Source organism: Alteromonas sp. CI.11.F.A3, from assembly GCF_032925565.1.
Classification (GTDB): domain Bacteria; phylum Pseudomonadota; class Gammaproteobacteria; order Enterobacterales; family Alteromonadaceae; genus Alteromonas.
On the sequence record NZ_CP136708.1, the window covers coordinates 2,593,704 to 2,609,640 of the forward strand.

Below are 15,937 nucleotides of genomic sequence, written 5' to 3' on the forward strand. Positions count from 1 at the left end.
AAATGCAGCAAGAGATAACACCAAAACCCAAGGTTTTAGTTGAGCTTACGTTAGCGTTACGCGGTGGCTTCATCTTCAGATAAAGGGCGCTCTTGCTTTGCAATTAATTTGGCCATAACCAAGTCGTGATGCAATGCAGTCATATTAGTCACAAAAATACAGTGTGTATAGCCAGCTTGCATGGTTTCTAATTTATCGTACATTGCCTTATCAAGTTTAGACAGCTGTGCTAAACGTTTCTTCGTCAGCGGTGTGGTGGCGCCATAACAGCGTATAGCTGTGACATTAGTGGCACTCACCTGCACTTTCTCTTCTTCTAACTGATTTTGAATTTGCGTGCGCAATTTCGAATAAAGAAAATCGCTTTCTTTAATGTATACCAAGCGATTGTCGCTTTTACGTACACAATGCACTACAAGGTTGTTTTCAACATCGCCTTTAAACATGGCTTCAAGCATCATCGATTTAGGCTTGGCCACTGCTTTATCGGCAAAAAAACCATGCAATGGAATAATGTTGGCGGTACGAGAAAAAGGGTATAAATCGTCAGATGAATCACTTTGATAAACGGTTTTGAGCCTATCCAGAATATGCCTATTCATTACGCACAGCACAGCAAGCGAAGGCATATGCCGTACGGCTAATTCCCAAATGAATCGGTGAGTTGAGCGTTGAATACGGGCTATGTCTCTAATTTTGAAATACGCGGTATTTTCTTCAACCATGGCATCAACACTTGCCCCTGCCTTAGATTTTTTCACATCTTCTAAGCATAAGCGCACAACGCCCGACGTGGCGTCGTAGTGAACAACTTTGTATTTCTCGTTTTTGATTTTAAGGTCGGGGACCGATACCCGCACTTCGCTTTGCAGTTCAGTGCCTGGGGCAACCATTAACTTCATGCCACTGGCAGACAAATCGGCAACGCGAACATCAATTGAAGATAGCAGCCCTACTTTTATCATCGCTGCCTTATCGATGATATAACGGGTTTCAGAGCGCCTATCAAGGTCATCTTCCATCACGAAATCAATAGACCAATTATCGCCAGAAGCACGTAGTGTTTTCGATAAGGGCTTAAAATCACACTTCTCGCTAAGGGTTAAGTTAGTAAGGTACATAGAAATATCACGGCAGTACATTACATGGCTTAACGCAGCTAGGTGCTCAAACTCTTTGCTAGGAATATCATGAATAGCGAAGGCTTTTACTTTGTCTTCACGGCTCACATCTTCTAAGCGGCACTGCGTGCAAGTGAACTCGCCGCTTTTAACCAGTAGATATATTATGGCATTGAGTTGTCCAAGTTCTACTAATTGGCGATGCGTTGCCGTGATGGTAATTGCACCGCTTTTGGTTTTAATGACTCCGTGAAAAATAAACGCTTCATTGTACTTATTTAGTTCTTGAACCAGATTTTCAAAATGCGCTTTGTCTTGCAGGCTGGCCAGTAATTTTTCTGAATTATTATTATCCACATTCGCTTTAGTAAATAGCGCAATAATGGGTTTGAGTGATTTTTGATGGGCTGAAAGAAACACCGGCAACCATGGGCTGTTTTCTAAAATACGGTCTCGCTCAAGGTCTTGCATTGCCCTTTCAATTTCTAAGTCTCGCTGCAAGGGCTGTTTATACGAGGTGCCTTTAATGTAGCGCTTTAAATTATTAAGCAGGCTAAGATCGGTTTCAGATGAAATCGTAAAAAATGACTCGTACTTACCTAAGTGCTTATTATATTTAATGGCATCGAGTTCGTAGGTAATTTCTGTAGGTTCAGTAGTTAACCCCATCACCTCAGGGATAACGAAGGTAACAATATCACCGGTGGTTACGTTAGGCGGTCGTTTTGTTTCTACAGCAATACCCGTAAACGAAAGCGAGCTAACCGTGCAATGCCTGCCCTTTTCAAAATCTACAGAAGATACCGTGAAGTTGGGCCGAACGGCGATGTCGTCACCAAAATCGATATCGGTAAATGATTGGCTTTCAACATTGAATGCTTCAACAATTTTTTTAAATTGATCGCGCTTGATTTGTGTTTGATAAAAGTCGGAGTTCATTACCGATTCAAACACGCCTACCGTATATCGCTCTTGATATAAGGCAGTTTCATTTTGAAGGATTTTAGCGCCCACTTTGTCTAAGCGCATGGGAATACCAAAATGCTTAAACTTCATAACAGGGAATTTGGCGAATGCAGAATTATCCGCAGATGCATCAGTTAGAGACGTAAGCCTTACAACTTCTTCTTTAATGATTTTGCGGATATTGCCTGGGAGCCGTTTTGAAAATTTATTAATACCTTCCAATAAGCGGTTTTGTTGCTCATAAGGGATCAAGGCACGAATAAGCGGCTGATATTGCTTTATAATTTGTTGTTCTTCGCCGGCCGACATTGGTACACCATGCACCGTATTTAATTAACTACAATCTATTCAGATTTGAAAATAAAACCTGCATCCAGATATTAATTTAAACTTAAGTTACGAATATACCAAATTTTTTTTCAATAGATATAAAAAAACCGCAACAAGTGCGGTTTTTTTTATTTAAGCTATGGAGGCGTCTACTCTTTCTCGAAGCTCTTTACCTGGCTTAAAGTGAGGGACATATTTGCCATCTAACTCTACTGTTTCGCCAGTTTTCGGGTTACGTCCCACGCGCGGAGCGCGGTAATGTAATGAAAAGCTACCGAATCCTCGAATTTCAATCCTATCCCCTTTTTGAAGGGTCTGGGCCATCTGTTCGAGAAGTTCTTTAATTGCCAGTTCAAGATCTTTCGCAGGAATTTGACGCGCTTGATCCGCGAGCCGTTCAATTAATTCAGACTTGGTCATACAAACCTCGTTTCAATATTATAGTTAAACAGCTACTGCGAACAAGGGAGTGCTGGACACTCCCACATATAGCTTATTATTCGCCTTTAGCAGCTTTAAATGCTTCTGCCATTGCGCTAGCAAAACCAGCATCTTCTTGCTGATTAACCTTGTCGATAGCTTCTTTTTCGTCAGCCTGATCTTTTGCTTTCACAGATAGGTTAACGGTGCGGTTTTTACGGTCAACGCCCATAAATTTCGCTTCGATGCTGTCGCCAACGTTAGCAGCTTCAGTTGCGTCTTCAATACGGTCAACAGATAAATCTGCAACGCGGATGTAGCCATCAACTTCTTCAGAAAGGTTAACTGTAACACCTTTAGCGTCAACTTCAGTAACCGTACCTACAACGATAGCACCTTTCTTGTTATCTGTCAGATACTTGTTGAAAGGGTCTTCTTCGATTTGCTTAACGCCAAGAGAGATACGCTCACGCTCTGGGTCAACTTGAAGAACAACAGCTGAGATTTCGTCGCCTTTCTTATAGTCACGAACAGCGTCTTCACCAGACTTGTTCCAGCTAATGTCAGAAAGGTGAACTAGACCGTCGATGCCGCCGTCAAGGCCGATGAAGATACCGAAGTCAGTGATTGACTTGATCTTACCAGACACTTTGTCACCTTTTTCGTGTGACTTAGCGAAAGTTTCCCAAGGGTTGTCGATGCACTGTTTAAGGCCTAGAGAAATACGACGACGTTCTTCGTCGATTTCAAGAACCATAACGTCAACTGTGTCACCTAGGTTAACAACCTTAGATGGGTGGATGTTCTTGTTAGTCCAATCCATTTCAGAAACGTGTACAAGACCTTCAACGCCGTCTTCGATTTCAACGAAGCAGCCGTAATCGGTAAGATTCGTAACCTGACCAGAGATCTTAGTACCTTCTGGGTAACGTGAAGCAATTTCTTGCCATGGATCGTTGCCCATTTGCTTCATGCCAAGAGAAACACGTTGCTTCTCTTTATCGAACTTAAGTACTTTAACGTTGATTTCGTCACCAACATTTACGATTTCACTTGGGTGCTTAACGCGCTTCCAAGCCATATCTGTAATGTGTAGTAGACCGTCTACGCCACCAAGGTCAACGAATGCTCCGTAATCAGTAAGGTTCTTAACGATACCTTTGATTTCGTGGCCTTCTTCAAGGTTAGCAAGAAGAGATTCGCGCTCTGCGCTGCTTTCTGCTTCAATAACGGCACGACGTGAAACAACAACGTTGTTACGCTTAGCGTCAAGTTTGATAACTTTAAATTCTAGCTCTTTGCCTTCAAGGTGAGTTGTGTCACGTACTGGACGTACATCAACCAATGAACCAGGAAGGAACGCGCGCACTGTGTTAACTTCAACAGTGAAACCGCCTTTAACTTTACCGTTGATAATACCTTTAATGGTAACTTTATCATCGTAAGCTTTTTCCAGCTCAACCCACGCTTCGTGACGCTTCGCTTTTTCGCGAGAAAGAATAGTTTCACCGAAACCATCTTCTACTGCGTCAAGAGCTACATCTACTTCGTCACCGATAGCGATTTCAAGCTCGCCTTCAGCGTTTTTAAATTGGTCAGCTGGGATAGCACTTTCTGATTTCAAGCCTGCATCAACAAGAACGATGTCTTTGTCGATAGAAACTACAGTACCTTTTACAATTGAACCTGGACGTGTTTCTAGTTCTTGTAAGCTTTCTTCAAAAAGTTGTGCAAAATTTTCAGTCATAAGGTTTAAATTAACTTTAAGTTGATATCCACGCTTCAAATCCGGATAACGTGGGGTTATTAGTAAAAGCCGCCACTCCCTGTGGTAGCACTGCTTTGAATACCTTAAAAACTCACCTTACTTAAAGGCGCGAATTGATGATATCCATCGCTTTTTCAAAGACTTGGTCAATATCCAAATCAGTTGAGTCTATAATTACCGCATCTTGTGCCGGTACCAATGGAGCGACTGAACGTTGTGTATCTCGCTCATCTCTCGCCTTGATATCGGTTAAAAGGCGCGCAATATTAACATCCATACCTTTAGCTTTCAACTGGCTATAGCGACGTTCGGCACGGGCTTCAGCGCTAGCAGTAAGAAATAACTTCACCTGTGCGTCTGGAAAAACGACCGTACCCATGTCTCGACCATCGGCAACAAGGCCTGGATCTTGTTGAAAAGCTCGCTGGCGTCGAAGCAATGCTTCTCGAACGCGAGGTAACGCAGCAACCTTCGATGCAACACTACCTACATCTTCAGTACGAATGTCGTCAGTAACGTCTTCGCCTTCCAAAATAACGCGTGTGGTGTCTTTATCTGTCTCAAAACTTACGTCGAGACCGGTTGCTAACGGAACAACACATTCTTCATCGTCGCACGGCAAGTCGTGGTGAAGCGCAGCGACAGCAAGCACACGATAAATCGCGCCGCTATCTAAAAAGTGCCAACCAAGCTTCTTTGCGAGTAAGCTACTTAACGTTCCCTTACCTGCACCGCTGGGACCGTCAACCGTGACTACGGGTGTAGAATGCATACCTGCTCCAGAATTTATAAAATACGTAAAAATCGCGCGCAATTATACGCGTTAAGTAGAGATAAGCAATGCCATCGAACGTTGATGGCATTGTACATAAGGCTAAATTTCGTTTTAAAAATAATACGCTATAAACGAAATGGGGTCTTTTTGCAGACTAAGAATAGAGTGTGGCAAACCGCGTGAAGTAGTCAGGGAAGGTTTTGCGGGTACAACCTGGGTCGTTAATGGTTACCGGCGTATCACTGAGCGCCACTAACGAAAAACACATAGCAATGCGATGATCGTTATAGGTATCAATGGCAGCATGCTTTAACGAATCCGTTGGCCATACTTTAATATAGTCATGCCCTTCTTCTACTTCTGCACCCAACTTTCTAAGTTCAGTGGCCATGGCGTTTAAACGGTCAGTTTCCTTTACTCGCCAGTTATAGATGTTAGTAATACTGGTTGGCCCTTCGGCAAACAGCGCAGTAGTAGCAATAGTCATGGCCGCATCAGGAATATGGTTCATATCCATGTCTACACCCTTAAGTGGCGCCCCTGTTACTTCCACATATTCATCATGCCACGCGATTTTTGCGCCCATCGCTTCAAGCACATCTGCAAAGCGAATATCACCTTGGATGCTATTTTGGCCAATTCCGGTTACGCGTACCGTTCCACCTTTAATGGCGCCGGCTGCAAGGAAGTAAGAAGCCGATGAAGCATCACCTTCCACCATAAATTTATCCGGCGAACGATATGATTGTCCTGCCGTTATGGTGAATGTTTGATAGTTATCGTTATTTACTTCAACACCAAACTTCGCCATGGTATCTAAGGTAATATCGATGTACGGTTTTGACACTAATTCGCCTTTAATGCGAATGGTAACGTCACCTGTAAACAAGGGTGCAGACATTAAAAGTGCAGTCAAAAACTGACTAGATACACTACCGTCTACTTCCATTTCACCGCCGGACAAAGTCTTACCCTTAATTTGTAGCGGTGGAAAACCATCGTTTTTAAGGTATTCAATTTCTGCATTGCCTTCTCGTAATGCATCAACCAAATCGCCTATAGGGCGCTCTTCCATGCGCGGCTCACCGGTAAGGACTACTTGTACATTACTGGCTGCTAATGCTGCGCATAGTGGGCGCATTGCTGTGCCCGCGTTACCTAAGAAAAGCTCTAATGGCTCAGCAACTGAAAATGCCCCGCCATTACCCACCACTTTACAGCGGGTTTTGTCTTCACTAAGTGAATACGTTACGCCAAGTTTAGTTAGCGCATTTAGCATATGCTCAATATCTTCACTATCAAGCAAGTTTGTTAGTTCGGTTTCACCTTCAGCTAGTGCAGCAAGCAATAACGCTCGGTTCGACAGGCTTTTAGACCCAGGAACATTTACTATCCCTGATACTTTGCTAATAGGTTCTAATGTTAACTGTTCCATGACTACCCGTTTACTCGTTCAAATTCACGCATAAATTCTACTAACGCCATTACCCCTTCAACAGGCATAGCGTTATAGATGCTGGCACGCATTCCGCCTACAGAGCGGTGGCCTTTTAATGCCATTAAGCCAGCGTCTTGTGCTTGGCTTAAAAATAGCGCGTCTAATTCAGGGTTAACCAACTGAAACGGCACGTTCATTTTAGAACGGTTGTCTGGGTGTACTTGGCTAGCATAAAAATCTGAGCTGTCGATAGCAGAATACAACAGTGACGCTTTTTCGCTGTTGCGTTTTGCCATAGCATCAACGCCGCCCATCTCTTTAAGCCATTCAAACACTAACCCCGCCAAATACCACGAGAACGTAGGTGGCGTGTTGTACATCGAATCAGCTTTCGCTGCTAATGCGTAGTCGAAAATTGACGGTGTTTCTTTGCGAGCTTTACCCACCAAGTCTTCACGGACAATCACGACCGATAAACCGCTTGGGCCAATATTTTTCTGCGCACCGGCGTAAATAAGACCGTGTTTAGCAACATCAATAGGCTGAGACAATATGGTAGACGACATATCAGAAACCAGCGGCACATCGCCAGACTCTGGTAACCAATCGTACGCGATACCGTCAACGGTTTCGTTTGGACAGAAATGATAATACGCTGCTGATTGGTCTACATTGGCGAGCGATGGTTGAGGCATGTAATGCAACCCATCTTTTTTAGAAAGCTCACCAACTACCACAGCGTTGTTGTATTTTGCTGCTTCGCTTACTGCACCATCAGACCAAGATCCACTCACTAAGTGAAGGCTGGTGTCTGACGCAGACGATAAATTAAGGGGAACAGCTGCAAATTGACCACGTCCACCGCCATGGGTGAAAAGAACATGGTAATTTTTAGGAACCGAGAGTAAGTCGCGCAAATCTTGTTCAGCTTTGGCTGCTATCTCGATGAAATCTTTTCCACGGTGGCTGACTTCCATTACCGAGCAACCTGAGTCGCGCCAGTTAGTAAATTCAGCTTGTGCTTTTTGCATTACGGCTTCAGGCAACTTTGCCGGGCCAGCGCTAAAATTGAAAACCTCTTTCATTGCGTTTTTCAACACCTATAAAATAACAAGCGGCCTAAGCCGCTTGTAATAAAGAACACCGATAACTGCCCGCTTTTAAATTAAGCGGGCAATACCCTACTCTTCTGTCGTTGAGCTGTCGCCGTCTTGTGCAGCGTTTTCTTCTTGCTCAATAGGTTCTTCTATAGCGATTGGATTGCCATCTTCATCTAGCTCTAGCAATTCTTCAACTACTTCTTCTATACGTTGTAAGCCAACAACATGCTCGTTTTCAACAGTACGGATTAAGCGAACACCTTGGGTATTCCTTCCTACTACTGACACTTCGCCAACGCGGGTACGTACTAGGGTACCTTGGTCAGAAATAAGCATAATTTCATTGGATTCATCAACTTGAACCGCGCCAACCACTTTACCATTACGCTCAGAAACCTTAATGGATACTACACCTTGTGTAGCACGGCTCTTCGCTGGGTAATCTTCAAGTGGCGTACGTTTACCAAAACCGTTCTCTGTGGCAGTCAGGATAGGACCATCACCACGAGGTACAATTAGGGAAACAACGCGTTGGTCGTCTTGTAATCTGATACCACGAACACCAGTAGCAGTTCGGCCCATTGGACGTAGTGCTAATAGTTCTTCGCCAGTTTCAGGATCTAACTTAACGTTACCTGTTTCGCTATCACGAAGTTTTTCGTTAAAGCGAACCACTTTACCTGCGTCTGAGAACAACATAATGTCGTCGTCACCATGGGTAATGTCAACACCAATAAGTTCGTCACCTTCGTTCAAGTTAACGGCAATAATACCGCTTGAACGTGGACGTGAATAAAGGCTTAAATCTGTTTTCTTCACGGTACCGTTAGCCGTAGCCATTAATACAAACTTACCTTCTTCAAATTCTTTGATAGGTAAGATTGCAGTAATACGCTCGTTATCTTCTAAAGGAAGAATGTTCACAATTGGACGACCACGGGCATTACGGCTCGCAAACGGCAATTGATAAACTTTCAGCCAGTACAAACGGCCTCGGGTTGAGAAACAAAGAATGTGGTCATGGGTATTGGCCACTAATAGTTTCTCAATGAAGTCTTCATTTTTCATCTTAGTTGCCGATTTACCACGGCCACCACGACGCTGCGCTTCATAATCGTTTAGTTTTTGATACTTCACATAGCCTTCACGAGACAAGGTAACAACAACGTCTTCTTGTTCAATCAGGTCTTCAATATCAATATCGTGACTAGCAGCAGTAATTTCAGTACGGCGCTCGTCACCAAATTCGTCACGAATTTTCTCAAGCTCTTCTTCAATCACTTCCATTAATCGCTCTGGGCTATTAAGGATGTGAAGTAGTTCAGCAATAACGTCTAGAAGCTGTTTATATTCTTCAAGAATTTTTTCGTGCTCAAGACCAGTAAGTCTATGCAGACGAAGGTCTAGAATAGCTTGTGCTTGTTGTTCAGTAAGGAAGTATTGTCCATCACGAATACCAAACTCAGGCATTAACCAATCTGGACGTGCAGCATCATCACCGGCACGTTCAAGCATTTGCGATACATCGCCTAAATCCCAACCTTGCGCAACTAATGCTTTTTTCGCATCAGCAGGGCCAGGAGAGGCTTTAATTAGCTCAATGATTGGGTCGATGTTGGCTAGCGCAATGGCTAAACCTTCAAGGATGTGTGCACGGTCGCGGGCTTTACGTAGTTCAAATACGGTTCTACGTGTTACTACTTCACGGCGATGTAGAATAAAGGCTTCTAAGGTCTCTTTTAAGTTAAAGACTTTAGGTTGGCCGTTATCTAACGCAACCATATTAATACCGAATACTGTTTGTAACTGAGTATTGGCATATAAATGGTTAAGTAGTACTTCCGCTGATTCGTTACGTTTTACTTCAACAACTATACGCATTCCGTCTTTATCAGACTCGTCACGTAGTGCAGAAATACCTTCGATACGTTTTTCTTTAACTAGCTCAGCAATTTTTTCAATTAAGCGAGCTTTGTTAACCTGGTACGGAATTTCGTTGATGATAATGGTTTCTTTACCGTTATCTTCCGTTTCAATTTCCGCTTTGGCGCGCATGTATATTTTGCCGCGACCAGTACGGTAAGCGTCATCAATACCTTTACGACCACTAATTATAGCGGCAGTTGGGAAATCAGGACCAGGGATATGAAGCATTAAGTCATCAATCGTAATTGATGGGTCTTTAATAAGGGCAATACAGCCGTTAATAACTTCAGTTAAGTTATGTGGCGGAATGTTAGTTGCCATACCTACCGCGATACCAGAAGAACCGTTTACCAGTAAGTTAGGAACCTTAGTAGGTAACACTTCTGGAATGTGTTCAGTACCATCGTAGTTAGGTACGAAGTCGACGGTTTCTTTATCGAGGTCGGCAAGAAGTTCGTGGGCAATTTTTGCCATACGTATTTCGGTATAACGCATCGCGGCGGCTGAATCGCCATCTACCGAACCAAAGTTACCTTGGCCGTCTACCAACATGTAGCGAAGCGAGAATGGCTGGGCCATACGTACAATAGTATCGTATACCGCTGAATCACCATGTGGGTGATACTTACCAATTACATCACCTACCACACGGGCAGATTTCTTGTATGGTTTATTGAAGTCGTTTTTCAGTTCGTTCATTGCGAACAGCACACGGCGGTGTACAGGCTTCAAACCATCTCTTACGTCAGGCAATGCTCGCCCGACAATAACGCTCATCGCGTAATCGAGATAGGAGTTCTTTAACTCTTCCTCAATATTAACGGGGAGGATTTCGTTAGCGTTATCAGACATAAACTGCTTAATCCCTTTATTTCGGTTTGTTCTGCATTATCAATCTAGCTCAATCTACACAATATAGAGAAGCAAACGATAGATTTGCATTGTTATTATGGGGTCATAATCTTGCTTCGAGTGTAACACTTGATGACACATTTATGTAGCGCTTAATTGCCCTTCCTTACGTACTCATCAACAAGCGATTACTTTTCGTTCAAGCAGACAGCTGAAACCGCATTCGAGTTCCAAAAACGATGCCTTAGCGCTGGTTTTGCGTTATGTTATTGCTCTTATAAAGGCAGTGTTTAATTAATCGCAGGTATCTTCTATCTGTTGAGCAGAATCAATCATGCGCGTTCTTTTGCAAAATTGGTGTGCAAAACCGATTCTATAAATTGGTGCAAAAAATACAAGTAGGCGCAGAAAGGAAAAATGTTAAATGACAAACGTTGATGAACAGGAAATTGATAAGTTTTCAGAGTTAGCCTCACGGTGGTGGGATCCTGAAGGTGAGTTCAAGCCTCTACATTTAATTAACCCACTTCGTTTAGATTTTATTAACCAACACAGTAACGGCTTGTTTAACAAAAAAGTCGTGGATATTGGTTGTGGTGGCGGCATATTGGCTGAGTCGATGGCGAAAGCCGGTGCTGAAGTGGTGGGCCTCGATATGGCCAGTGCGTCATTAGAAATTGCCAAGCTTCATGGTTTGGAGTCGGGTATTAGTGTTGAGTATCACTGCGTGACCGCTGAATCATTCGCAGACAGTCATACTGGCCAGTTCGATGTTGTTACCTGTATGGAAATGCTAGAGCACGTACCAGACCCTGCTTCGGTCGTGCGGGCTTGCGCTAAATTGGTTAAGCCTGGCGGGCATGTTTTCTTCTCTACATTAAATAGAAATATAAAGTCGTATTTAATGGGGATCGTTGGCGCTGAGTATTTACTTAAGCTTGTGCCAAAAGGCACGCACGATCATTCTCGATTCATTAAGCCATCTGAACTGATGCAAATGACAGATGATGCGGGTTTACTACCAAAAGATATGACCGGTTTACATATGGACCCTGTTTCGCAGGGATTTTATCTGTCTGATCGGAACGTAGATGTAAACTACCTACTCTATACGGTGTCGCAAGATTAATTAGCACTACATATTGGGGCTTGTTGATAATTTCAACACCACATATCGTGTTTAGGTGTTAAGTACGATATTAAGTTAAATTATTTTAAGCCTCGATCATTTTTTCGAATAGTACTTGCAATCAGTATATTTAAGGCTTGTAGAAAGCTAAAAAGTTAGTCACTACTAACCTAAAATCCGTGCCAGTTTAAGTGGTCGTTTAAGCACCAGATATTGGGTTGCATTGTGAGGCAAACCTCACTATCTTGTGTTTAATCCAACGCGGGATCCCAAAGCGAATTTTTGGGAAATATTGAGATCGATAACGATCCTTTCACTGCGTTTTTTTCGGATGATCAGACAAAACATACTATTAATGAAAAGAATTCAGCGGCTCCTCTCAAACTTATGCGCTAATAAGTTTAGGGTTGGTCGTGGTTAGTTGTGTAAATCGCGCAAATGGTCTTACGCAGATGTATTACTTCGCAGCGAAACAACTAACCTAAAAAGAATACACATTATAACAGGGTGATATACCCACGCCTCGCGCGCTAACAGACAACGGCCAGAGTAACATGAATAATAGTTTATCCGTCACCAAGCGAAATGGTGAACAAGAATCCATCGACCTAGAAAAAATTCATAAGGTGGTGACATGGGCTGCAAAGGGACTTGAAAACGTTTCAGTTTCTCAAGTTGAAATTAAAGCTCAAATTCAGTTTTTCGACGGTATTAATACCAGCGAAATCCATGAAACCCTTATTAAATCAGCGGCAGACTTAATTTCTACCGACGCACCTGATTACCAATACTTGGCAGCTCGCCTTGCTATTTTCCACCTTCGCAAGAAAGCCTACGGTCAGTTCGAGCCCCCTGCACTCTTTACCCATGTAACTAACATGGTAGAGATGGGCAAATACGATAAGCATTTAATTGAAGATTATACTGCTGAAGAATTTGCCGAGATGGATACCTATATCGATCATTGGCGCGACATGAACTTCAGCTACGCCGCCGTTAAGCAGCTTGAAGGTAAATACCTGGTTCAAAACCGTGTAACCGGTGAAATTTACGAAAGTGCTCAGTTCCTTTATATCTTGGTAGCAGCGTGTCTGTTCGCTAACTACCCGAAAGATACTCGTATGAGCTATATTCGTCGTTTCTACGATGCAGCTTCTACGTTTAAATTATCGCTTCCTACGCCAATTATGTCTGGCGTACGTACCCCTACTCGTCAATTTAGCTCGTGTGTATTAATTGAAACGGGCGACAGCCTTGATTCAATCAATGCCACGGCTAGCGCTATCGTTAAATACGTAAGCCAACGAGCAGGTATCGGTGTGAATGCTGGCCGTATTCGCGCACTAGGTAGCCCTATCCGTGGTGGTGAAGCTTTCCACACGGGTTGTATCCCTTTCTATAAATACTTCCAAACAGCAGTAAAAAGCTGTTCTCAGGGCGGTGTGCGTGGTGGCGCGGCTACCTTGTTCTACCCGCTATGGCATATGGAAGTTGAATCGCTATTAGTACTTAAGAATAACCGTGGTGTAGAAGAAAACCGCGTTCGTCATCTAGACTACGGCGTACAGTTCAACAAACTCATGTATCAACGCATGATGAAAGATGACTATATTTCATTGTTTAGTCCATCTGACGTACCTGGCCTTTACGATGCGTTCTTTGCTGATCAAGCAAAATTCGAGCGTTTGTATGTTCAGTACGAAAACGACGACAACATTCGCAAAAAGCGCATTAAAGCCATGGAGCTTTTCAGCTTGTTCATGCAAGAGCGTGCAAGCACAGGTCGTATTTACCTTCAGAACGTTGACCACTGTAATACTCACAGTCCGTTCAACCCTGAAGTGGCTCCTGTACGTCAAAGTAACCTTTGTCTTGAGATTGCACTGCCTACTAAGCCGTTGCAGCACGTTAACGACGAAGAAGGTGAAATTGCCCTTTGTACGCTGTCTGCCTTCAACTTAGGTGCCATCAAGTCGTTAGACGAATTTGAAGAGTTATCAGACCTTGCAGTACGTGCGCTTGATAATCTACTCGATTACCAAGACTACCCAGTTCCAGCGGCATACAATGCCACTATGGGACGCAGAACCTTAGGTGTGGGTGTTATCAACTTCGCTTACTACTTAGCGAAAAATGGTGTGAAATATTCAGACCATAGCGCTAATGGTCTTGTTCACCGCACGTTTGAAGCAATGCAGTATTACCTACTGAAAGCATCGAACAATCTTGCGAAAGAAAAAGGCGCGTGTCCTAAGTTTAACGAAACCACTTATTCGCAAGGCATTATGCCTATCGATAGCTACAAGAAAGATCTTGATGGCGTATGTAACGAGCCACTTCATTACGATTGGGATGCCCTTCGTGAAGAAATCAAGACTCACGGTTTACGTAACTCTACCTTGTCTGCGTTGATGCCTTCTGAGACATCTTCTCAGATTTCAAACGCAACCAACGGTATTGAGCCGCCACGTGGCTTTATTAGTATTAAATCAAGTAAAGACGGCGTACTTAAGCAAGTAGTACCAGAGTACGAGCGCTTAAGAGATCAGTACGAACTATTGTGGGATATCCCTTCGAACGATGGTTACTTACAGCTAGTAGGTATTATGCAGAAGTTTATCGACCAAACTATCTCTGCTAACACCAACTACGATCCTAGCCGTTATGACGGTAACAAGGTTCCTATGAAGCTGTTACTGAAAGACCTATTAACGACGTACAAACTGGGTGTGAAGACCCTGTATTACCACAACACACGCGATGGTGCGACAGACGCTTCAGCATTAGATGTTAAAGCCAATGAGCCGTTACCTCGTCAAGAAGAAGTGGTTATAGAAGAAGACGATGATTGTGCAGGCGGTGCGTGCAAAATATAGCGCGCACACGCTTTTGCGAAATCGGTATCGCAGCAAGAACATAATAAATAAAACGCGTTTATCATTAAGTTTTTAGTTAGGCACTCATGAAATATACTACGTTTAATCAGCAAAGTACCAACCCATTGGTTGAACCTATGTTCTTCGGTAATCCGGTGAATGTAGCCCGTTACGACCAACAAAAGCATGCCATTTTCGAAAAGCTTATTGAAAAGCAAATTAGCTTTTTCTGGCGCCCTGAGGAAGTAGATGTATCTCGCGATCGTGTTGATTTTCAAAAATTAACCGACCCTGAAAAGCACATCTTTATTTCAAACTTGAAATACCAAACCCTATTAGACTCGGTACAAGGCCGCAGCCCTAATATTGCCTTTCTACCTATCATCTCATTGCCTGAGCTTGAGACGTGGGTTGAAACATGGTCTTTCTTTGAAACCATTCACTCTCGTTCTTACACGCACATTTTGCGCAACCTGTTTTCAGATCCTAGCGACATTTTTGAAGACATTGTGGTTAACGATGAAATTAAGCGCCGTGCCGCCGACATTTCGAAGTACTACGACGACCTTATTTTTGCCACTCAATTATGGCAAACCCAAGGAGAAGGTGTGCACACAGTTGATGGCGTGCCACATACCATCAACATGTATGAGCTCAAGAAGAAACTGTATTTGTGCATGAACTCAGTGAATGCCTTAGAAGCAATTCGTTTCTATGTGTCGTTTGCTTGTACGTTTGCCTTTGCGGAACGCAAGTTGATGGAAGGTAATTCAAAAATTATCCGCTTGATTGCCCGCGATGAAAACCTGCATTTGTCTTCTACCCAACATATTTTAAATTTGTGGGCACGAAGCAAAGACGATCCTGAAATGGCGCAAATTGCACAAGACTGCAAAGAAGAAGCGCGCGCTATTTTCATGAATGCGGTTGAACAAGAAAAAGAATGGGCTGATTACCTATTCAAAACCGGCTCTATGATTGGCCTTAACAAAGAAATCCTTTGTTCTTACGTTGAATATATTGCTAATCAACGTATGACGGCGATTGGCCTAGACGCGCCATTTGAAATCAGCAGTAACCCTCTGCCGTGGATGAACAACTATCTTAACTCTGACAACGTTCAGGTAGCACCACAAGAGTCTGAAATTAGTTCTTACTTGGTAGGTCAAATTGACTCTGCTGTTAGTGAAGACGATTTTGCTGATTTCGAGCTATAGCGCTGAAAATTAGCACCGA

General features: G+C 43.2%; 10 protein-coding genes. 3 read left to right on the forward strand and 7 right to left on the reverse strand.

The genetic code is table 11. The annotated features are described in order from the left end of the window. Positions 1-56: 56 nt before the first annotated feature. From R1T43_RS11190 to gyrA, 7 genes are all read right to left on the reverse strand, one after another. Entirely contained in the window at positions 57-2,396 is a 2,340-nt protein-coding gene (locus tag R1T43_RS11190) for a PilZ domain-containing protein (protein WP_317348888.1), read from the reverse strand. 153 nt (positions 2,397-2,549) lie between these two features. Continuing rightward, complete coding sequence (gene ihfB / locus R1T43_RS11195; RefSeq protein WP_013784167.1) at positions 2,550-2,837, reverse strand: integration host factor subunit beta; 288 nt, start codon at positions 2,835-2,837, stop codon at positions 2,550-2,552. A gap of 76 nt (positions 2,838-2,913) precedes the next feature. After that, on the reverse strand, positions 2,914-4,584 hold the full coding sequence (gene rpsA, locus R1T43_RS11200) for a 30S ribosomal protein S1 (protein WP_013784168.1): 1,671 nt from the start codon (positions 4,582-4,584) through the stop codon (positions 2,914-2,916). 121 nt (positions 4,585-4,705) lie between these two features. After that, complete coding sequence (gene cmk / locus R1T43_RS11205; RefSeq protein WP_057791952.1) at positions 4,706-5,377, reverse strand: (d)CMP kinase; 672 nt, start codon at positions 5,375-5,377, stop codon at positions 4,706-4,708. A 157-nt stretch (positions 5,378-5,534) separates the two neighbouring features. Then, a complete protein-coding gene (gene aroA / locus R1T43_RS11210; RefSeq protein WP_317348891.1) occupies positions 5,535-6,815 on the reverse strand; it encodes a 3-phosphoshikimate 1-carboxyvinyltransferase in 1,281 nt (426 codons plus the stop codon). Positions 6,816-6,817: 2 nt separating this feature from the next. Then, the gene (serC, locus tag R1T43_RS11215) at positions 6,818-7,903 is read right to left on the reverse strand and encodes a 3-phosphoserine/phosphohydroxythreonine transaminase (protein ID WP_317348892.1); all 1,086 of its coding nucleotides are present in this window, start codon (positions 7,901-7,903) and stop codon (positions 6,818-6,820) included. Positions 7,904-7,999: 96 nt separating this feature from the next. Beyond that, a complete protein-coding gene (gene gyrA / locus R1T43_RS11220) occupies positions 8,000-10,696 on the reverse strand; it encodes a DNA topoisomerase (ATP-hydrolyzing) subunit A (protein ID WP_317348893.1) in 2,697 nt (898 codons plus the stop codon). Positions 10,697-11,120: 424 nt separating this feature from the next. Between gyrA and ubiG the strand changes: the two genes are divergently transcribed. From ubiG to nrdB, 3 genes are all read left to right on the forward strand, one after another. Next, complete coding sequence (gene ubiG / locus R1T43_RS11225) at positions 11,121-11,825, forward strand: bifunctional 2-polyprenyl-6-hydroxyphenol methylase/3-demethylubiquinol 3-O-methyltransferase UbiG (RefSeq protein ID WP_317348894.1); 705 nt, start codon at positions 11,121-11,123, stop codon at positions 11,823-11,825. 554 nt (positions 11,826-12,379) lie between these two features. After that, complete coding sequence (gene nrdA / locus R1T43_RS11230; RefSeq protein ID WP_211072153.1) at positions 12,380-14,701, forward strand: class 1a ribonucleoside-diphosphate reductase subunit alpha; 2,322 nt, start codon at positions 12,380-12,382, stop codon at positions 14,699-14,701. An 86-nt stretch (positions 14,702-14,787) separates the two neighbouring features. Continuing rightward, a complete protein-coding gene (gene nrdB / locus R1T43_RS11235; protein WP_317348897.1) occupies positions 14,788-15,918 on the forward strand; it encodes a class Ia ribonucleoside-diphosphate reductase subunit beta in 1,131 nt (376 codons plus the stop codon). Positions 15,919-15,937: the final 19 nt, after the last annotated feature.